We start from the raw sequence: 20,486 nt of genomic DNA, 5'->3' as shown, positions 1-20,486 counted from the left end.
GCCGCTACGAACGTGAAATTACTCGCGTTTCAATCTGTTGCTGTTCGCCAACCACAGCGTCACCACCAGAATAAGAATGGCAGCCGAGTAGCACAGCGTGTCGAACGGGTTTTTGTGGTCGACAATGATCAACCGAATAATCGCGGTGATGCCGATATAGACGAAATAGCGCAGTGGGAAATGATAGCCCGACTGGAAATATTTCACGATCAGCGCGATAAATTCGAAATAGAGAAAGTAGATCACAATCCCTTCGATCAGCAGAAATGATGATGCCTGTTCGCCGGTGCTAAACAACACATTGGCCAGATGAATGGTTTCCTTGCCAAGAAACACCACCAGAATGATCGCCAGGATCACCAACCCGAGGTTCAGCACCCATTGCAGAGCCGTGGCAATCAGTTGCCCCGCCGCTGATTTTTCAGTCATTTTTGCGCCTTAATAAAACGAGTTATCTCTGGCGCTATCATGCGGTAGTGTGATCAAAATCACAATATGGTCAGACATCGACATCCACGCACAGCGCGTCATAGCGCCAGTATTCACAGTCACAGTCGATGACGCGTTTGTGCTGATCACGGTTGGTGCGGGTGATCAATAATCCGGGGGTACCGCTGGCCACATTCAATGCCGGCGCGGCACGCGCCGGTAATGGCCCCGGCAGAATGGTAAATCGAGCGCCGCCGTAACGAATGCCATAACGCTGGTTATAGAGGTCGGTCAGAGAGCGAGTGAGATCCTCGTCGAGCAGGCCCGGAAAATAGTGTGGGTTAAGATAGTGCTCCACATACAACACGGCGCGCCCATCAATACGGCGCAGACGACGAATCAGGTAAACCTCATCACCTTCGGCCAGTTGCAGTTGCTGCGCCACCGATGATTGCACCGGTGCCTTGCGCGCTTCAATCACCTCGGTGCTGGCGATACGCCCTTGCTGGGCCGCCATGGCGTGGAAATGGCTGTGGTGCAGCGGGTTATACACCAGTCTCGGCGGGGCGAGAAACCAACCACGGCGCAGTTCACGATAAATAACGCCCTGCGCTTCCAGCAACCCCAGCGCTTCGCGTAGGGTGATGCGCGTAGTGGAATATTGTTCGCTCAGGCTACGTTCAGCCGGTAAGCGCCCGCTGGCGAACTCTCCTGCATCAATACGACTGTGCAGCGCGGCTGCGATTACGTCCGCCGTTTTCGACGACATCTTTAAAGCCTCATTTTGGGGCGAAGCTGCACTATGACAGTTCGATGACAATCTGGTGACACGCTTACCGTGGCACGATTCCGTCGCAGCATGACATGTGGATCAGCGCGCCACACCACATTTTACCGCCTCAGTCATAAAACCTTCATATGCAAAGGCTACATTGGCTCGGTTCTTGCTGGACTAGACCAAGATGTCCCTCAACTTACACCGGGAGCAACTGAGATGAAAGCGTTAATCGCCTCTGTAGTAGCCAGTGCTGTACTGCTTGCGTTGCCAGCCGCGCAGGCTGCCGACAACGACCTCGCCGCGCTGGAAAAAGCCGCGCGCAGCGAAGGTCAAATCAACAGCGTCGGTATGCCAGATAGCTGGGCTAACTGGAAAGATACCTGGAATGACATCAGCAGCAAATATGGCCTGAAACACAGCGATACCGATATGTCATCGGCGCAGGAGCTGGCGAAATTTGCCGCAGAGAAAGAGAACGCCAGCGCCGATATCGGTGACGTGGGTGCCGCATTTGGACCGGTGGCCGTCGCGAAGGGGCTGGCACAGCCTTACAAACCGACACACTGGGATCAGGTGCCGGACTGGGCAAAAGATAAAGAAGGTAACTGGATGCTGGCCTATACCGGCACCATCGCGTTCCTCGTCGACAAACAGCAGATCAAAGATATCCCGCATAGTTGGGCCGATCTGAAAAAAGGTAAGTATGTGGTCACTATCGGTGACGTTGGCGTAGCTGCTCAGGCGGCTAACGGCGTACTGGCGGCCAACTACGCGCTGGGCGGTGATGAGAAGAACCTGAAACCGGCACTGAACTTTTTTGCTGACCTCGCCAAACAAGGCCGTCTGGGCGTGACCGATCCGGTGATTGCCAACATTGAGAAAGGCGAAATCCAGCTGGCAGTGGTGTGGGACTTCAACGGTCTGAACTACCGCGATCAGATCGACAAAAGCCGCTATGAAGTGGTGATCCCTTCTGACGGTTCCGTAACGTCCGGCTACAGCACCATCATCAACAAATACGCCAAGCACCCGAACGCCGCCAAACTGGCACGCGAATATATCTTCTCTGATGCCGGTCAGACTAACCTGGCGAAAGGCTACGCTCGTCCGATTCGTGCCAAATACCTCACGCTGCCAGCTGACGTGCAGGCCAAATTGCTGCCGGAATCTGAGTATAAAAATGCCCGTCCGATTAAAGACCAGGCTGCCTGGGATAAATCGTCAAAAGCACTGCCGCGTCTGTGGCAGGAGAACGTGATCATCAATATGCAGCAGTAAGGAGAAGGGGATGAAAACAATCCTGGTGGTACTGGATGGGCTGAGCAATCAGGTGGCGCAGCATGCAATGGGTTACCTGTTTGCCGAATGCGCGCAGGGCAATGGCCAATATTACACCCTGACCTGCGAGCTGCCGTCGCTGTCGCGTCCGCTGTATGAATGCATTCTCACCGGCATCCCGCCGGTGCGCAGCGGCATTATTCATAATGGCGTCAGCCGATTGAGCAACGAGCGCAGCATCTTCCATTATGCCCGCGCCGCCGGTTTAACCACCGCCGCTGCGGCCTACCACTGGGTGAGTGAGCTGTATAATCAGACCCCGTTCAACGCAGCGCGCGACCGGCATACGGTCGCGCCTGACCTGCCCATCCAATACGGGCACTTTTACTGGGACGACGGCTACCCGGATTCCCACCTGTTTGAAGACGCGGAAAGCCTGCGTCTGCGTCACGACCCGGACTTTCTGCTGATCCACCCGATGAATATTGACGATGCCGGGCATAAACATAGCCTGTCATCGCCGCAATACCGCAACCGCGCGCGCATGGCCGATGGGTATCTGTCGCACTGGATGCCGGGCTGGCTGGCGGCGGGTTATCAGGTGATTGTCACCGCCGACCATGGCATGAACGACGATCGCTCACACGGTGGGATTCTGCCGGAGGAGACCAACGTGCCGCTGTTTGTGTTTGGTGCAGGCTTTTCGAAACAGCCGGATCTGCAACCACAACAGACCGAGTTGTGCGGCATCGTCTGCACCCTGTTGGGCGTTGAGCATGACAAACCGGTGTGCCGTGAGCTGCTGGCGGAGCCGCGTCATGAAGGGTAAAAGCATCGCGCTGCTGTTGTTGCTGCCGTTTGCCCTGTTCTGGGTGGCGTTCCAGCTCGCACCGTTGTTATGGATCGCCATCAACAGCTTCTGGAGCGACATGAACGAAAGCTGGGGACTGGATAACTACACCGATATCCTGACCTCGCCGTTCTATTTGCAGGCATTTCGCCTGTCGCTGGATATCTCCATCTGGTCGAGCATCTATGGCCTGCTCATCGCGCTGGTCGCCGGATATTCACTGCATCAGATGGGCAGCGGACGCTTTCAGCGTTTTTTGATGTCATTCACCAATATGACCAGTAACTTCGCCGGCGTGCCGCTGGCGTTTGCCTTTGTCATTTTGCTGGGGCTGAACGGCTGCCTGACGTTGCTGCTGCGCCATTACAATTTGCTGGAAAGCTTCAAACTGTTCTCGCGCGACGGCATGGTGATTGTTTACACCTGGTTCCAGATCCCGCTCGGCATTCTGCTGCTCTATCCCGCCTTTGATGGTCTGCGCCAGGACTGGCAGGAATCCGCCGCGCTGCTCGGAGCCAGCCGCTGGCGTTACTGGTGGCATATCGGACTGCCAATCTTGTTCCCGGCACTGCTCGGCACCTTTGTCATTCTGCTGGCAAATGCCTTGGGCGCTTACGCCACTATCTATGCGCTCACCACCGGTAACTTTAACGTGGTGCCGGTACGTATTGCCGCACTGGTGTCGGGCGATATTTCGCTTGATCCCAATACCGGTGGCGCACTGGCGATGCTGCTGGTGCTGTTGATGGCGGTGATTACCGTGGTGCAGCAGTATCTGGTGCGCCGCAGTTATCTCAACGCCAAACCGTCCTGAGGAGCGGCCCATGTCTCGCGTCGAAAAACTTTACCATCGCCTGATAGTTTGGCTGCTGCTGGTGATTCTGGCGGCACCGCTGCTGGCAACGCTGTTGTATGCGCTCTCCTCCGACTGGAGCAACACCATTCTGCCGCAGGGCTACACGCTGAAATGGTTCTTTGAACTGTGGAGCGACAGCCGCTTCCTGACCGCGCTGGGTCATTCGTTACTGATTTGCTTTGGTGCGCTGCTGTTCTCGTTAGTGCTGGTGCTGCCTGCGATGTTTGTGATCGCTTACTACTTTCCAAAGCTGGACGCGGTAATGAACGTGCTGATTCTGATGCCGTTCGCCGTACCGCCAGTGGTGTCATCGGTCGGTCTGTTGCAGCTCTACTCCTCATCACCGCTGATGCTAACCGGCACACCGTGGATTCTGATTGGCTGCTACTTCACCATCGCGCTGCCTTTTATCTATCGCGCCATCTCCAACAATATGCAGGCCATCAACCTGAAAGAGTTGATTGATGCCGCGCATCTGCTGGGGGCCAGTACCTGGCAGGCGGCGTTGTTTGTGGTGCTGCCCAATCTGCGCAAAGGGGTATTTATCGCCGTGCTGCTCTCCTTCTCTTTCCTGATAGGTGAGTTTGTATTCGCTAACCTGCTGGTCGGCACCCGCTATGAAACTTTGCAGGTTTATCTCTACAACATGCGCAACGGCAGCGGCCATTTCACCAGCGCGCTGGTGATCTCCTATTTTGTTGTCGTCCTGCTGGTCACCTGGCTGGCGAACGCCCTCAATCCTGAACGAGGCTGACCATGAGTTACCTGAATGTTACACAGCTAAATAAAAGCTACGGCCCGACCACCATTTTCGAAAACATCGATTTCAGCGCCGATGAGGGTGAGTTTGTCACCCTGCTCGGCCCGAGCGGCTGTGGCAAATCGACGCTGTTGCGTTGTATTGCCGGGCTGACCTCCGTCGACAGCGGCAAAATTTTGTTGCAGGGTCAGGATATCGTGCCGCTGCCGCCGCAGAAGCGCACCATCGGTATGGTGTTTCAGAGCTACGCGCTGTTCCCGAATATGACGGTGGAAAAGAATGTCGCGTTTGGCCTAAAAATGCAGAAAATGGCCGCGAGTGAGATCCAGAAACGGGTGATGGAAGCCCTGGCGCTGGTGGAGCTGACCGACTTCGCCCGCCGCTATCCCCATCAGCTCTCAGGCGGCCAGTGTCAGCGCGTGGCGCTGGCGCGTTCGCTGGTGACACGTCCACGCCTGCTGCTGCTGGATGAACCGCTGTCGGCGCTGGATGCACGTATTCGCCGCCATCTACGCGAGCAAATCCGTAATATTCAGCAAGAACTGAAACTCACCACCATCTTCGTGACCCACGACCAGGAAGAGGCGTTAACCCTGTCCGATCGCATTGTGTTGATGAACCGTGGAAAAATCGTGCAAAACGGCAATGCTGAAGCGCTGTATACTCAACCGGCCGATCTGTTTGCCGCCGGTTTTATCGGTAACTACAACCTGCTGAGCGCCGAACAGGCAACACAGCTGACCGGCCAGACGTTTACCGGTCAGGTGGCCATTCGCCCGGAATCGATTTTAATTGGTGCGCCCGAGTCGGGGATTGCGGCCACCATCCTCAGCCATAGCCTGTTGGGCAACGTGATCCGTTATCGTGTGCTGGCGCACAATGTGGAACTTTCAGTCGATGTTCTGAACCGCAGTGTGGCAGATTTACACCCCGCCGGAATGCAGATTGGACTACAGTTAGAGATGTCGACGTTGCGCCAGGTCGCTTAAATTACAGGAAAAATCAGCAGTGCAGCGCGGCGATATCTTGCACAGGTTGCGCTCTCCGTCAGGCTGGCAATCTGCTTTAAAGCCTGACGGTAAAGGAGCCTGCTTACGTGTTAACCCTGCTAAATCTGTTGTCTGCCGTGGCCCTGCTGGTGTGGGGCACACACATTGTTCGTACCGGCATTATGCGTGTGTATGGTGCCGATCTGCGCCGGGTGCTGAGCCGTAGCGTCGAGAAAAAGCCCATGGCGTTTCTCGCCGGGATTGGCGTCACCGCCCTGGTGCAAAGCAGCAATGCCACCACCATGCTGGTTACCTCATTCGTGGCGCAGAACCTTGTCAGCCTGACGCCCGCCTTAGTGGTGGTGCTGGGCGCTGACGTCGGTACGGCCGTGATGGCGCGTATCCTGACCTTCGATCTCTCGTGGTTATCGCCACTGTTTATCCTGTTTGGCGTGATCTTTTTCCTCGGTCGTAAACAAACCCGCCTCGGTCAGTTAGGACGCGCCAGTATCGGCCTCGGTCTGATCCTGCTGGCGCTGCAATTGATTGTCGCGGCCGCGCGCCCGATTACCCAGGCGGCCGGGGTACAGGTGCTATTTGCTACCCTGACCGGCGATGTCATGCTGGATGCCCTGATTGGCGCAGTGTTTGCCATCATCAGTTATTCCAGCCTGGCGGCGGTGCTGATTACCGCCACGCTGACGGCAACCGGGGTGATCTCGTTTAAAGTCGCGCTCTGTCTGGTGATTGGTGCCAACCTCGGCAGCGGCCTGCTGGCGATGATTAATGCCAGCGGATCTAACGCGGCCGGTAAACGTGTCGCGCTGGGCAGCCTGTTATTCAAACTGATTGGCAGCATCATTATTCTGCCGTTCGTTAATCCGGTGGCCGATTTGCTGGATAAGCTGCCGGTAAACGACGAAGAGTTGGTGATCTTCTTCCATGTGTTTTACAACCTGATTCGCTGTCTGGCGATGGTGCCCTTCGCCGATCTCATGGCACGTCTGTGTAACCGGATGATCAGCGACGATACCGAACTCGATACCGTTCTGAAGCCGAAACACCTCGACAGCAGCGCGCTGGACACCCCGGCACTGGCGCTGGTCAATGCCGCGCGTGAAACGCTGCGTATTGGCGATGTGGTCGAGCAGATGGTCGAAACCTTCAGCAAGGTGGTGCACGGCGAGTTGCGCGAGGAGCGCGCGGTGCGGCGGCTGGATGATGATGTCGATGTGTTGTACACCGCCATCAAACTCTATCTGGCGCGCATGCAGAAGGAGGATTTAGCGGAAGAGGATTCGCGCCGCTGGGCTGAGATCATCGAAATGGCGCTCAACCTGGAACAGGCGGGCGACATCATCGAACGCATGAGCGCTGACGTGGCCGACAAAGCGCTGGCCGCTCGTCGTGCCTTCTCACAGGAAGGGCTGGAGGAGCTGGAGACCTTACAGGAGCAACTGCTGAATAACCTGCGCCTGAGTCTGTCGGTGTTTTTATCCCACGATGTCGCCAGCGCCAAACGCCTGCGCCGTTCCAAACATCGCTTCCGTATTCTGATTCGCCGTTTCTCCCACGCGCACGTTGAACGTCTGCATCGCCAAAACGTGCAGAGTATCGAGACCAGTTCACTGCATCTGGGATTGCTGGGAGATATGAAGCGTCTGAATTCGCTGTTCTGTGCCGTGGCATATACGGTGCTGGAACAGCCGGATGACGACCGGGATGATGAATAACCAATAAAGCACATTCCGTAGCGGCGCGATTTATCGCGCGGATTTTTCCCGCATCGCGCACGGAACTGCGCGATAAATCGCGCCGCTACGGTTTAGTGGAATATTAAGACAACAAACTGAAGGCAATCATCCCGACAATCGCTCCGGTGGTGCCGAGGATGGTTTCCATCAGCGTCCAGGTCTTCAGGGTTTCGCCTTCCGTTGCGCCGGTAAAGCGGCCAAATAGCCAGAAACCTGCGTCATTCACGTGACTGATAATGATGGAACCCCCGCCGATACAAATCGACAGTGCCGCCAGCTGCGCGCCACTGTAGTGCAGCGGTTCAATCACCGGCATCACCAGTCCCACCGTGGTCAGACACGCGACCGTGGCTGACCCCTGAATCACGCGCACCGCGCCGGAGAGGATAAAACAGGCCAGCGCAATCGGCAGACCGGCACCAATCAACGCGTGTCCCAGCACCGGACCGACACCGGAATCCACCAGCACCTGCTTAAACACCCCACCTGCACCGATCACCAGCAGAATAATCCCCGCCGGTTGCAGCGCGCTGCCGCAGACCTGCATCACCTTCTCTTTATCCATGCCCTGACGGTACGCCAGACCATAAATCGCGACCAGACAGGCCAGCAGAATCGCGGTGAACGGATGGCCGATAAACTCCAGCCATTCATACAACCGCGAATCCGGCGTGGTAAAGCGAGCACCGATGGTTTTCAACCCCACCAGCAAGAGCGGGAACAGGATCAGCGCCAGGCTGAAGCCAAACGACGGCAGTTTGCCCTCTTCCACATCCGGCTGATGATCTTCCGGCGGGGCGCTAAACGTCACGCGTTTGGCGATCAGGTTGCCAAACAGCGGGCCGGCGATAATCATGCCCGGGATTGCCGCGCACAGACCCAGCAAAATCATCCAGCCGAAATCGGCGTGCATTTGCGATGCCAGCAACATCGGGGCTGGCCCCGGCAGCAGGAACGCGGCGGAAGCGGCCACCCCGGCAAACAACGGGATCACCAGTTTCACCAGGTTATCGCCGGTGCGACGCGCCACGGCAAAGGCAATGCTGATCAGCAACACCACCGCCACCTCAAAGAACAGCGGCAGCGCGCAGATCAACCCGGCAATGCCCATCGCGTAATGCGCGCGGCTTTCCCCGAAGGTTTTCAGCATGCGGATAGCAATCTGATCGACCGCGCCGGTTTCATGCAGGATTTTGCCGAACATCGCGCCCAGCGCCACCACAATGGCGAGGAAACCGAGCGTACCGCCCATGCCTTTCTGCATGGTGTCAGCAATTTTGTCGAGCGGCATACCGGAGAACAACCCGGCACCAATGGAGACTAACATCAGGGCGACAAAGGCGTGCATACGCGCTTTCATCACCAAAAACAGCAGCAGCAGGACAGAGCCTGCTGCGGTTAACACCAGCGTTGCGGTACTCATGACTAACCCTTGTTGATTGCTCCCTCGATGGTCGCAACCGTGGCCGCAACTACCTCATCCAGTGAATGATTAATATCAACCACCAGTACATCGGGTTCATTCGCGCCGGGTTCTTCCAGCGTTTCAAACTGCGTCACCAACATCTGCGTTTTGAAGAAGTGGCCCTTGCGTGCTTTCAGGCGCGATTCGATGGTCTCGAAATCACCTTTCATGTAGATGAATTTCAGGTTCTGGTTGCCCTGACGCAGGATGTCGCGATAGGACTTTTTCAGCGCCGAGCAGACGATGATGGAGATTGCCTGGGTACGTTGCATGGCAAATGCGGCATCGTTCAGCGCCTGTAACCACGGACGACGATCGTTATCATCCAGCGGATGGCCTTCGGCCATTTTCATGATGTTGCTGCGCGGATGCAGGAAATCACCGTCGAGAAAGGCGGTGTTGAGTTGGTGTGACACCTGATTGGCGACGGCAGACTTTCCGCTGCCGGACACACCCATCAGGATAAACACATGGTGCGACGGGGATGGCGTTGTCATTGTTTTGCGCTCCGGCAGTTAATCTGCCAATGTTACCGATAACAAATTCGATCATCATTGTCGGCACCCGATCACAGGCTGGCAACCCTTTTACCGGGAAAAGCACGAAAGTGTGAACTGACTCAAAAAATCGCCAGAATCAGATGCTGCCGCCTTCGGCAATTTCAAACCCGACATCCAGGGGTACGGTAACGGAACGATCGCCGCCAATCCGCGCCAGCAACATCGCCGCCGATTCCCGCCCCATGCGTTCACGCGGGGTCAGTACCGTCGCCAGGCGAGGATTCACCACCTGGGTGATGTCGTGACCGTGGAAACCGGCAATCGCCATTTGGTCCGGTACGCGCAACCCCTGACGCTGGCACTCAAACATGGCACCGACCGCAAGGTCATCGTTGGTACAGAACAAACTGTCGGTTTGCGGGTAGCATCGTTGCGCCTCACGTAACAGCAAGGCACCGGCGCTAAAAGACGAGGCATCTTCCATCATCACGCTATGCGGCGTCAGCCCGGCTTCACGCATCGCCTGCTCGTAGCCCTGCTGTTTCTGGAGGGTACGTTCATCAAGGCGCGCGCCGAGGTAGACGGTGTGGCGATGGCCTTTTTTCAGGATAGCATGGGTCATCTGACGCGCCGCTTCGACGTTATTAAAGCCCACCGCCATATCGAGACAAGGTGAGACCGAGTCCATCATTTCAATCACCGGGATGCCGGCAACTTCCAGCATCCGCAGCGTGCCCGGCGTATGGGTGCGTTCCGTCAGGATCACCCCATCGATGTTCCAGCCCAACAGCGAACGCAGCTGAAGCTCCTCTTTCTGCGCGTTATAGCCGAAGTGTGCCACCAGCGTCTGATAACCCGCCTCATCGGTGACGGTTTCAATCCCGCGCAGCACGTCGGCAAATACCTGGTTAGTCAGTGATGGCAGCAAAACGCCGATCGCACGACTGGTGGCGTTAGAGAGCATGTCTGGCGCGCGATTGGGGATATAACCCAGCTCATCCAGCGCAATGGCGATTTTGTCACGCAGCGCAGCGGAAACCTGCTCGGGATTGCGCAGGTAGCGGCTGACGGTCATTTTGGTGATGCCGACGCGATCGGCAACGTCCTGTAGTACCGGTCTTTTTTTCTTCATCGTAAGCGCCTGAGGTCAGAGATACGCTGAGTCTATCATTAAATTGTCATGCGATTGTAAACGGGGCGCGGGAAGCGGGATCGTTGCCGAATGTCGGAGAAAAAGGCAAAAAAAAAAGCCAGCACCCGAGCTGGCTAAGAAACACTGGAAGCAATGTGAGCAATGTCGTGCTTTCCCGGTTTGTCAGGAGGACGTCCCGGGACCGCATCGCAATAATAATCATTATCATTCGCGTCTGTAAAGTCCTTTCGCGAATTATTTTCCATTGACCAACAATTAAAAATCCTTGATGTTAAAGGGGATTTTTCTATTTTGCACAAGGAGCCGCACCATGAGTCTGATCACTGTCCGTCACACCACCCCCGCTGATGCCGCCGCGCTGTTCCAGCTTTACAGCCACGCAGAGACCCAGGCGGATACCCTGCACCTGCCGTTGCAATCACCGGCGCTGTGGCAGGAGCGACTGCAAAACATTCGCCCGGGGGAGCAACGTCTGGTGGCGTGCATTGAGGGACAGGTGGTGGGACAACTCACCGTCAGCGTGCTGGAGGTGATGCGCCGCCGCCATACTGCGACTATCGGGATGGGGGTTGATCCGGCGTTTCACCGCCGTGGTGTCGGTTCCGCGCTGATGGCGGCGATGGTGGATCTGTGTGACAACTGGTTGCAGGTGACGCGCATTGAGTTGACGGTGTTTACCGACAATAAAGCCGCGATTGGTTTGTATCAGAAGTTCGGTTTTGCGGTTGAGGGCACTGCGCGCCGCCATGCGATGCGTAATGGTGAGTGGGTGGATACCCATTATATGGCGCGGCTGAAATAGGGGGGTTCCGGCCATTGCAGCGGGCTGGCTCTGAGAAGGTTCCGTCCGCTGGTGCGGGCTGACATCGAGAAGGTTCCGCCCGCCAAACATTAGGGAGTTTCAGTTGTAACGTGCAGGCGGACGGGCAAAGGTCCGAGGGCGCGGACCTTTGCAATCCGCGCCTTGCGGCGTCCTCGCGCAGCGCATAGCGCTGTCCCCTCGCTTATCACTCAGGCCATACGGACCGCGCGGATTCGCCATCCATGGCTCATTCCGCTCTCTCGCCGCATCCATGCGGCTCGTCCTGGCCTTCCCTCTGCGCTCGGCGCTGCGGATGCCGCCCACCCCACCGCCTGAAAGACCGCAAGAAAAAACAAAAAATAAAAAATAAAAAATAAAAAATAAAAAATAAAAATCAAAAGCGAAAAGAAGAAAACAGATAAGTAAAAGACGTGCAGCGAGGGTGGGGCGCCATCCGGACTCGCTGAGCGAATGAGCGCTGCCAGGATGAGCCGCATGGATGCGGCGAAAGGCGGCGTTGAGCAGGAGCGAATCGACGCCGGTCCGTCGGCAGCGTGAAAGAGCGAAGGCACCGCGTAGCGGCGAGGGAGGCTGGCGCGAGGCCCGGGATTGCAAAGGGTGCGGCCAGGCACCCTTTGCTCGGTCGCCGCACCGGCGAACTGAAACTACATCAGCCCGAGGCGAACGAAACCACCGCGGAGCGAACGAAACCACGCCAGTGCAAACCTTTAATACCCCGCGCTCAAATCATCCACCGAACGCGGATCGGATGCACCATAACGCGTCCCATCCGGCCCAATCATAATGCTCTGGGTGCTGCCCATCGCCGGAAGCACCTTCACATGCTGACCTTTGCTCTCCAGCAGCCGCAAAGTATCCGGGCTGAACCCCTTCTCCACGCGTAACTGGTCCGGCAGCCACTGATGATGGAAACGCGGTGCATTGGTCGCTTCGGCGACGTTCATACCAAAATCGATACTGTTGACCACCATCTGTAACACCGTAGTGATAATACGGCTGCCGCCAGGGCTGCCGGTTACCAGCCAGGTTTTGCCATCCTTCACCACAATGGTCGGAGACATTGAGGACAAGGGACGCTTGGCGGGTTGTACCGCATTGGCTTCACCACCCACTAAACCATAAACGTTTGGCGTACCCGGTTTGGCGGAAAAGTCATCCATCTCGTTGTTCATCAGGATGCCACTCTGCCCGGCCACAATGCCGCTGCCAAAATAGGTATTCAGCGTGTAGGTCACCGCCACCGCGTTGCCGTCTTTGTCCACCACCGAGAAATGGGTGGTTTGATTGCTTTCATACGGCTCCAGCTTGCCCGGTTTGATCTCGCTCGACGGACGCGCCTTGTTGACGTCAATCTGCTGCGCCAGCGATTTCGCGTAGGCTTTGCTGGTTAACGCCTGCTGCGGCACCTTAATGAAATCCGGGTCACCGAGGTATTCCGAACGGTCGGCATAGGCGTATTTTTCCGCCTCGGCCATCACCTGCATCGCATCGGCACTACCGAAACCCATCTTCGCCAGGTCAAAGTTTTCCAGAATATTGAGGATCTCAATGATATGAATCCCGCCTGATGAGGGCGGTGGCATCGAGAAGACCTGATAGCCACGATAGCTGCCGCTGACCGGTTTGCGTTCGACGGCGCGATAGGCCGCCAGATCGGCTTTGCCTATCAGGCCGCCATGTTGTGCCATCTCCCCGGCAATGTCGTCGGCAATTTTGCCTTTATAAAAGGCATCCGGCCCCTGCTGCGCAATCAGTTGCAGGCTGTGCGCGAGGTTTTTCTGCACCAGACGGTCACCCTGCTGATAAGGCTGTCCGTCGGCTTTGTAGAAGATGGCACGGCTGTTGTCGTGATTGATCAGGTTTTCTTTGCCATAGGTGGCGAGGTCATCGGCCAACGCATCGTTAACGATGATGCCGTTACGCGCCAGTTTGATCGCCGGGGCCAGCAAGGTGCTCAGCGGCAGGGTGCCATATTTATGGGCTGCCAGCGCAAAACCGGCCACCGTGCCAGGCGTACCTGATGCCAGATGGGAAGTCAGTGACAACTTACTGTCGGCATTGCCTTGTTTATCGAGGAACATATCACGCGAGGCTCGCGCCGGAGCCATTTCGCGGAAATCGATGGCCGTGGTCTGGCCGGAGGCGGTACGCAGCAGCATAAATCCGCCACCGCCGAGATTTCCGGCCTGTGGATGGGTCACCGCCAGCGCGAAACCCACCGCTACCGCAGCATCCACCGCATTACCACCCTGTTTGAGAATGTCCACGCCAACTGCAGTGGCCGTGGCATCCACCGAGGCCACCATGCCATGTTTCGCCTTCACCGGATGGAAGGTATCGCTATCCACGCCATAAGAGACGGGCGGTGCGCTATTTGGTGCCGCCTGCGCCCCCTGCACCACGGTAAAACTCATCAACAACGCCCAGCCGAGCTGACGTACACTGCCTTGTATCCTCATGCCACTACCATCCTTTTCAGTTGTTTATAATTGTTTACATTGATGCAAGTGTTTACAAACACTGAAAAAGATTAGCAGCTAACTCAAATTAGGTGCACTCCTGGATTGGCCCTTTTTAATATCGCATAAACTTATGACAGCCGCAGTTACACCTGACACACAGCATCGCGGCATCTATGGAGGAGTGACCATGAAAAAATGGCTGATTGTTTTCGCTGCCCTGCTGCCGTTAAGCAGCATGGCGAATATGCTGAATAACACCAACGAACCCTTTAAACCGGGTTACAACCCAAGCCAGCAACGGATGCAGACGCAGATGCAAATCCAGCAGCAGCAGGAGAAACTAAAGCTGCAACAGGATCAGCAGCAGCAGAAACAGGATTTACAGCGCAAAATGCAGGAACATCGCGATAGCGCCCAGCAGCGCATTATCAAAACGCAGCCGGGCCAGCAGAACAGCAATTAACGGAAGTCAGGTCCGATAATGTCGATGCGGTCGGTACAGATCGCATCGACACCCCAACTCAGCAACTCGCGCGCCCGTTCGGGCTGATTCACGGTGTACACCAGAATATGCAGCCCCGCCGCTTTCAGCAGCGCGGTACGTCCGGCATCCAGCAATTTGTGGTTGAGATGGATGGAGACACAATCAAGGCTTGCTGTCAGCGCTTGCCAGTCATCATGCCAGCTATCCAGCAGCAAGCCGCGTGGCAGTTCTGGCACCGCCTGCATGGCGGCTTCCAACGCCGGATACGAGAAAGAAGAGAGCAGCGGTGCCGTTTGTCCCTGCCATAATTCACGTGCCGCTAACGCCACATCGCGCCCCGTCTCCACCTCTTTGCCGGTGGTCGGTTTGATCTCAATATTCGCCATCATCTGATGCTGGCGGCAACGCGCCGCGACATCGCTCAGCAGCGCCAGGGGCTCACCGGAAAATTTATTGCTAAACCAGCTACCGGCATCCAGTTGTGCCAGCTTCTCCCACGGCAGATCCCCCGCCACGCCCCAGCCGTTGCTGGTGCGATCGAGGGTGTCATCATGCAGCAGGAAAATTTGCCGATCGTCGGAGAGTTTGGCGTCAAACTCAATCATTTGGTGGCGATAATGCGCGCCCATATCTATGGCGGCGAGGGTGTTTTCCGGGGCCAGTTTACCGCCGCCACGATGGGCGACGATGGGCGGATACGGCCAGTTGTGCTTACTCATTCCAGGCGTTTTCCATGCGTTGAATCGAAGAAATGTAACGCCTCCGACGGCAGATGCAGCCATAAGCTGCTGCCCGCCTGCGGGCGTTCGCTGTGCGGCAAACGTACCACCAATCGCGCGTCACCGATACGACCATGCGCCAGATTATCAGCACCGAGCATTTCGAGGGTCTCGACCACCAGCGGAATACCGCCCGCCTCGCGGCTGCTTAACTGAATATGTTCCGGGCGGATACCCAGCGTCAGCGGTCGATTCGCCCACTTCGCCTTACTTTCCCCCAACGGCAAGGCATGCAGAGCGTCGAGGGTAAAGCGGGTGCCATCGCTGTTGATCTGCCCAGGTAACAGGTTCATCGCGGGAGCACCAATAAAGGCGGCGACAAACTGGCTGGCCGGACGTTCATACACCTCAACCGGCGTACCCACCTGTTCAACAATACCTTTGTTCATCACCATCACGCGCTGTGCCAGCGTCATCGCTTCCACCTGGTCGTGCGTCACGTACAGGCTGGTGGTTTGCAGACGGCGGTGCAGCTGTTGCAGCTCCAGCCGCATCTGCACACGCAGGCGGGCATCAAGGTTTGACAGCGGTTCATCAAATAAGAACACCGCCGGTTCACGCACGATGGCGCGTCCCATCGCCACACGCTGGCGCTGGCCGCCGGACAACTCTCGCGGGCGGCGGGTCAGCAGATGGTCCAGTTCGAGGCTGCGTGCCGCCTCCAGTACACGCTGACGGATCTGCTCTTTACCCATGCCGCGAATTTTCAGGCCATAGGCCATGTTCTCTTCCACCGTCATATGCGGGTAGAGCGCGTAGTTCTGGAACACCATGGCAATGCCGCGATCTTTCGGTTCCAGATCGGTTACGCGTTTGTCATCGATATAGATATCGCCGGAGCTGACGCGCTCCAGCCCGGCCACCATGCGCAGCAACGTGGATTTACCGCAGCCAGAAGGCCCGACCATCACCATAAACTCGCCATCGTTGATGGTGATATTCAGCGGCTGAATGATCTGATTTTTGCCGTCATACGATTTGGTGACGGTCTGAAGGGTTACGCCTGCCATTTTATTTTTCACTCTCCACCAGGCCACGCACAAAGGCACGCTGCATGACTAAAACCACCACCACCGGTGGGATCAGGGTTAATAACATTGCCGCCATCACTTCGTTCCACTGCGTCGGGCCGCCGCTGGTATTGATCATACTTCGCACGCCAGCCACGGCGGTGCCGAGGCTGGCGTCATTGATGATCAGCAGCGGCCACAGATACTGGTTCCAGCCGTAGATAAAGGTGATGACAAACAGCGCTGCCAGATTGGTTTTCGACAGTGGCAGCACGATGTCCCAGAAGAAGCGCAGCGGACTGGCACCGTCGATACGTGCCGCTTCAATCAGTTCATCCGGCAGCGACATAAAGAACTGGCGAAACAGGAAGGTGGCGGTCGCCGAGGCCATCAGCGGCAACGTCAGGCCGCTGTAGCTGTCGAGCATGTGCAACGTCGAGATCACCTCGACCGTCGGGAAAATACGCACTTCCACCGGCAGCATCAGGGTGATGAAGATCAGCCAGAAAAACAGCGAGCGCAGCGGAAAGCGGAACCACACCAGCGCAAACGCCGACAGCATCGAGACGGCGATTTTGCCCACCGTGATACTCAGCGCCATCACCAGGCTGTTGAACAGCATCAGACCAAAGGCCGGGCCGCTGCCATTAACGCCCTGCGTCCAGATGCGCGCGATGTTATCCCACAGATGGGTGCCGGGGATCAGCGTCATCGGCACCTGATACACCGCGTTGTTGTCCAGCGTCGCCGCGACAAAGGCGACATACAACGGGAACAGGATAGTCAGCACGCCCAGCACCAGCAGCGTGTGGCTGAAAATATCCAGCCCGCGTCGGTTCTCAATCATTGGTATTGCACCTTACGCTCGACAAAGCGGAATTGCAGGATAGTCAGGCCGATCACCAGCAACATCAGCACCACCGATTGCGCCGCTGACGAGGAGAGATCCAGCCCGGTAAAACCTTCGCGATAAATTTTGTAGATAAGCGTGGTGGTCGCCTGTACCGGGCCGCCACCGGTGGCAGCATCGATCACCGGGAAGGTGTCGAAAAAGGCGTATACCAGGTTGACCACCAGCAGGAAGAAACTCACCGGGGTGATCAACGGCAGCGACAGGTTAAAGAAGCGACGCACCGGTCCGGCACCATCAATCGCCGCCGCTTCCACCAGCGATTTCGGGATGGATTGCAGCGCCGCGAAGAAAAACAGGAAGTTGTAGCTCATCTGCTGCCAAATCGATGCCAGCACAATCAGGAACATCGCCTGACCGCTGTTTTGCGCGTAGTTCCAGTTGTAACCAATCTGGTTAAGGAGATGGCTGAACAGACCGAGTCCGGGGTTAAACAGGAACATCCACAGTACCGCCGCCACGACCGGTGCGACCGCATACGGCAACAGCAGTAAGGTCTGGTAGAGCTTTTTCAAGCGCACCACATAATCCACCAGCGCCGCCAGCAGCAAAGAAAACAACATGCCGCACACCGTCACCAGCGTACTGAATTCAATGGTGGTCCAGAACGAGGCCAGGTAGTACTCATCGCTGAACAGCCGTCTGAAGTTATCCAGCCCAACAAAGGTGCTGGAGATACCAAAAGGATCAAGACTTTGCAGTGAGTACCAAAGCGCTTCACCGGCAGGCCACAGAAAAAAGATGGCGGTAATCACCAGCTGTGGCAGTACCAGCAAATAAGGCAGCAGACGGGAGCGGAAAACCGGGCGTGATGATGAGGACATAACGGACTCGTTCAGGCAAAAAGATCGGGGCAGACACGCGGTCTGCCCCGTTATGGCGGGTTACTTCACCTGCTGCTCAAAACGGCGCAGCAGTTCGTTTCCGCGTTTTACTGAGTTATCCAGCGCTGCCTGCGGCGACTGTTTCCCCGTCCACACGCTTTCCAGCTCCTCGTCCACGATGGTACGAATCTGCGGCATATTGCCCAGACGCATCCCTTTGGTGAACGGCAGCGGATCTTTGTTCAGCATCTGGCGAGTGGCGATATCTGCACCCGGGTTCTTGTCGTAGAAGCCCTGCTGTTTGGTCAGCTCATACGCTGCCGTGGTGATCGGCAGATAACCGGTCTTCTGGTGCCACTCTGCGGCGATTGCCGGCTGCGCCAGGAACTGCATAAACTCCGCTACACCTTTGTAGGTGTTAGCATCTTTGCCCTTCATCACCCACAGGCTGGCACCACCGATAATGGCGTTCTGCGGTGCATTCGGCACGGTGGCGTCATACGGCATCATGCCGACACCAAAGTTGAATTTGGCGTAGTGTTTGATATCCGCCAGTGAGCCGGAAGATGCGGTGGTGATGCCGCAATCGCCGTTGTAGAACTTAGCGGTGGATTCATCTTTGCGGCCAAAGTAGGTGAAATCACCCTTCTTGTTCATATCTTCCAGCATCTGGATATGACGAACCTGCACCGGCTTGTTGAACTCCAGCTCCGCATCGGTGCCGTCAAAGCCGTTGTTTTTGGTCGCCACCGGCAAGGCGTGCCAGGCGCTGAAGTTTTCAATCTGAATCCAACCCTGCCAGCCGCTGGCGTAACCACAGGTCAGGCCCGCTTTACGCAGTGCGTCGGCGTCTTTCGCCAATTCCTGCCAAGTTTTCGGTGGCTGATCCGGGTTCAGACCGGCTTTTTTGAAGGCGTCTTTGTTGTAGTACAGCACCGGGGTGGAGCTGTTGAACGGCTGAGAGATTAAATGGCCGCTGGAGTCGCTGTAGTAACCCGCGACAGTCGGGACGAACTGTTTTTCATCAAACGCGATACCGGCGTCCTGGAACACCTGATGCACCGGCACAATGGCTTTGGACGCCATCATGGTCGCGGTACCCACTTCATACACCTGCAAAATGGCCGGTGCCTTACCGGTACGCACAGCGGCAATCCCCGCCGCCAGGCTCTGTTCATAGTTGCCTTTGTAGACCGGGACAATTTTGTAGTCTGGGTGAGCCTGGTTAAAACGTTGTGCCAGAGAATCGACTTCTTTGCCTAACTCGCCTTCCATGGAGTGCCAGAAAGGAATTTCGGTCGCAGCCAGTGCATTACCACTGAGTGCCAGACCGAGCAGTGCACTCATCAGGCGGGGACGAAGCGTAAAAGCGGACATAATGTTTTCCTGTGCATGTAGGTACGCGCGAAATCACGCATTTTTTGTTCGCGAAGTAACATGACACGGGAAAATGACGGAAAAATAACAGGTTAATGACGGGAATGTGACAGGGGGTGAGTGCAGCTTGTTGCCCTCATCCCGGCCTTCTCCCGCAAGCGGGAGAAGGAGACGTGCAATAGATAAGTTTGGCTCGATCTCTTCCCTCTCCCGCAAGCGGGAGAGGGAGACATGCAATATCCCGATCGATTCCCTCTCCCGCTTGCGGGAGAGGGTTAGGGTGAGGGCACTCAAGCCCCTAAATACGCACTCCGCACCGCTTCGTTGGACAACAACGCTTCACCGCTGTCCTCCAGCACCACATGCCCGTTCTCCAGCACGTAGCCGCGGTCGGCCAGTTTCAGCGCCTGGTTGGCGTTTTGCTCCACCAGGAAGATGGTCATCCCTTCTTTACGCAATTGCTCGATGGTGTCGAAAATCTGCTGAATGATAATCGGCGCCAGACCGAGCGACGGCTCGTCCAGCAACAGCAGGCGCGGCTGGCTCATCAACGCACGGCCAATCGCCAGCATCTGCTGTTCACCACCGGACATGGTGCCGGCGCGCTGCACTTTACGCTCCGCCAGACGCGGGAACAGATCATAAACGCGTTCAATGCGCTCCTGATACTGGCTACGGCTGGCAAAAAAGCCGCCCATCGCCAGGTTCTCTTCCACGGTCATGCGCGAAAACACCCGACGCCCTTCCGGCACAATGGCGATCGCCTCACGCATGATGCGTGCGGTTTGCCAGTCGGTAATGGTTTTGCCATCAAACGTAATGGTGCCTGCCGTCGCACGTGGCTCACCGCACAGCGTACCGAGCAGCGTCGTTTTGCCTGCACCGTTGGCACCAATCAGGGTGACAATCTCCCCCTGATTGATATACAGGCTAACGTTGTGCAGCGCCTGGATTTTACCGTAATGGGCGCTGACGCTTTCAATGGTTAACATCGGGTTGGCCATG

Annotated in this window: 20 protein-coding genes; 8 read left to right on the top strand and 12 right to left on the bottom strand. The window is 56.6% G+C overall.

Features of this window, described 5'->3' with window-relative positions:
- Positions 1-18: 18 nt before the first annotated feature.
- Together psiE and PAT9B_RS01485 are read right to left on the bottom strand one after the other, a co-directional pair.
- A complete protein-coding gene (gene psiE / locus PAT9B_RS01490; protein ID WP_013507480.1) occupies positions 19-429 on the bottom strand; it encodes a phosphate-starvation-inducible protein PsiE in 411 nt (136 codons plus the stop codon).
- Between the two features lie 70 nt (positions 430-499).
- A complete protein-coding gene (locus PAT9B_RS01485; protein ID WP_013507479.1) occupies positions 500-1,198 on the bottom strand; it encodes a UTRA domain-containing protein in 699 nt (232 codons plus the stop codon).
- A 225-nt stretch (positions 1,199-1,423) separates the two neighbouring features.
- Between PAT9B_RS01485 and PAT9B_RS01480 the strand changes: the two genes are divergently transcribed.
- The 6 genes from PAT9B_RS01480 to PAT9B_RS01455 all read left to right on the top strand — a co-directional run bounded on the left by PAT9B_RS01480 (position 1,424) and on the right by PAT9B_RS01455 (position 7,673).
- Positions 1,424-2,485, top strand: coding sequence for an ABC transporter substrate-binding protein (locus PAT9B_RS01480; protein WP_013507478.1), 1,062 nt, complete (start codon positions 1,424-1,426; stop codon positions 2,483-2,485).
- A gap of 10 nt (positions 2,486-2,495) precedes the next feature.
- Positions 2,496-3,314: an alkaline phosphatase family protein gene (locus tag PAT9B_RS01475; RefSeq protein WP_013507477.1), complete on the top strand. Its 819-nt coding sequence runs from the start codon at positions 2,496-2,498 to the stop codon at positions 3,312-3,314.
- On the top strand, positions 3,304-4,149 hold the full coding sequence (locus PAT9B_RS01470) for an ABC transporter permease subunit (RefSeq protein WP_013507476.1): 846 nt from the start codon (positions 3,304-3,306) through the stop codon (positions 4,147-4,149). Before PAT9B_RS01475 ends, PAT9B_RS01470 begins: the two co-directional genes overlap by 11 nt.
- 10 nt (positions 4,150-4,159) lie before the next feature.
- Complete coding sequence (locus tag PAT9B_RS01465; RefSeq protein WP_013507475.1) at positions 4,160-4,945, top strand: ABC transporter permease; 786 nt, start codon at positions 4,160-4,162, stop codon at positions 4,943-4,945.
- A 2-nt stretch (positions 4,946-4,947) separates the two neighbouring features.
- Positions 4,948-5,940 carry an ABC transporter ATP-binding protein gene (locus PAT9B_RS01460; RefSeq protein ID WP_013507474.1) on the top strand — a complete coding sequence of 331 codons (993 nt, stop codon included), beginning with the start codon at positions 4,948-4,950 and terminating at the stop codon, positions 5,938-5,940.
- 107 nt (positions 5,941-6,047) lie between these two features.
- On the top strand, positions 6,048-7,673 hold the full coding sequence (locus tag PAT9B_RS01455) for a Na/Pi cotransporter family protein (RefSeq protein WP_013507473.1): 1,626 nt from the start codon (positions 6,048-6,050) through the stop codon (positions 7,671-7,673).
- Between the two features lie 103 nt (positions 7,674-7,776).
- On the opposite strand, the gene gntU is transcribed toward PAT9B_RS01455, so the two are convergent.
- The 3 genes from gntU to gntR all read right to left on the bottom strand — a co-directional run bounded on the left by gntU (position 7,777) and on the right by gntR (position 10,791).
- Positions 7,777-9,117, bottom strand: a complete 1,341-nt coding sequence (gene gntU, locus PAT9B_RS01450) for a gluconate transporter (protein WP_013507472.1) — start codon at positions 9,115-9,117, stop codon at positions 7,777-7,779.
- A gap of 2 nt (positions 9,118-9,119) precedes the next feature.
- Complete coding sequence (gene gntK, locus PAT9B_RS01445; RefSeq protein ID WP_013507471.1) at positions 9,120-9,656, bottom strand: gluconokinase; 537 nt, start codon at positions 9,654-9,656, stop codon at positions 9,120-9,122.
- Between the two features lie 139 nt (positions 9,657-9,795).
- A complete protein-coding gene (gene gntR / locus PAT9B_RS01440; protein ID WP_013507470.1) occupies positions 9,796-10,791 on the bottom strand; it encodes a gluconate operon transcriptional repressor GntR in 996 nt (331 codons plus the stop codon).
- A gap of 331 nt (positions 10,792-11,122) precedes the next feature.
- Here gntR and PAT9B_RS01435 point away from each other — a divergent pair, with 331 nt between their 5' ends.
- Positions 11,123-11,614 carry a GNAT family N-acetyltransferase gene (locus PAT9B_RS01435; RefSeq protein ID WP_013507469.1) on the top strand — a complete coding sequence of 164 codons (492 nt, stop codon included), beginning with the start codon at positions 11,123-11,125 and terminating at the stop codon, positions 11,612-11,614.
- 728 nt (positions 11,615-12,342) lie between these two features.
- On the opposite strand, the gene ggt is transcribed toward PAT9B_RS01435, so the two are convergent.
- Entirely contained in the window at positions 12,343-14,094 is a 1,752-nt protein-coding gene (gene ggt, locus PAT9B_RS01430) for a gamma-glutamyltransferase (protein WP_013507467.1), read from the bottom strand.
- 190 nt (positions 14,095-14,284) lie between these two features.
- Here ggt and PAT9B_RS01425 point away from each other — a divergent pair, with 190 nt between their 5' ends.
- Positions 14,285-14,560 (top strand): DUF2756 domain-containing protein, encoded by a 276-nt coding sequence (locus PAT9B_RS01425; RefSeq protein WP_013507466.1) that lies wholly within the window; start codon positions 14,285-14,287, stop codon positions 14,558-14,560.
- Here the strand turns inward: PAT9B_RS01425 and ugpQ are convergent.
- The 6 genes from ugpQ to livF all read right to left on the bottom strand — a co-directional run bounded on the left by ugpQ (position 14,557) and on the right by livF (position 20,485).
- Complete coding sequence (gene ugpQ / locus PAT9B_RS01420) at positions 14,557-15,300, bottom strand: glycerophosphodiester phosphodiesterase (RefSeq protein WP_013507465.1); 744 nt, start codon at positions 15,298-15,300, stop codon at positions 14,557-14,559. The genes PAT9B_RS01425 and ugpQ overlap by 4 nt on opposite strands.
- Complete coding sequence (locus tag PAT9B_RS01415; RefSeq protein WP_013507464.1) at positions 15,297-16,370, bottom strand: sn-glycerol-3-phosphate import ATP-binding protein UgpC; 1,074 nt, start codon at positions 16,368-16,370, stop codon at positions 15,297-15,299. Before PAT9B_RS01415 ends, ugpQ begins: the two co-directional genes overlap by 4 nt.
- 1 nt (position 16,371) lies before the next feature.
- A complete protein-coding gene (gene ugpE, locus PAT9B_RS01410) occupies positions 16,372-17,217 on the bottom strand; it encodes a sn-glycerol-3-phosphate ABC transporter permease UgpE (protein ID WP_013507463.1) in 846 nt (281 codons plus the stop codon).
- A complete protein-coding gene (gene ugpA / locus PAT9B_RS01405; protein ID WP_013507462.1) occupies positions 17,214-18,104 on the bottom strand; it encodes a sn-glycerol-3-phosphate ABC transporter permease UgpA in 891 nt (296 codons plus the stop codon). The genes ugpE and ugpA overlap by 4 nt, the downstream gene beginning before the upstream one ends.
- Before the next feature lie 60 nt (positions 18,105-18,164).
- Entirely contained in the window at positions 18,165-19,481 is a 1,317-nt protein-coding gene (gene ugpB, locus PAT9B_RS01400; RefSeq protein WP_013507461.1) for a sn-glycerol-3-phosphate ABC transporter substrate-binding protein UgpB, read from the bottom strand.
- Between the two features lie 290 nt (positions 19,482-19,771).
- Positions 19,772-20,485 (bottom strand): high-affinity branched-chain amino acid ABC transporter ATP-binding protein LivF, encoded by a 714-nt coding sequence (gene livF, locus PAT9B_RS01395; RefSeq protein WP_013507460.1) that lies wholly within the window; start codon positions 20,483-20,485, stop codon positions 19,772-19,774.
- Position 20,486: the final 1 nt, after the last annotated feature.

This window comes from Pantoea sp. At-9b (assembly GCF_000175935.2).
GTDB lineage: Bacteria > Pseudomonadota > Gammaproteobacteria > Enterobacterales > Enterobacteriaceae > Pantoea.
Note: the sequence above shows the minus strand (reverse complement) of the source record. Positions and strands in the feature narration are given on the sequence as shown.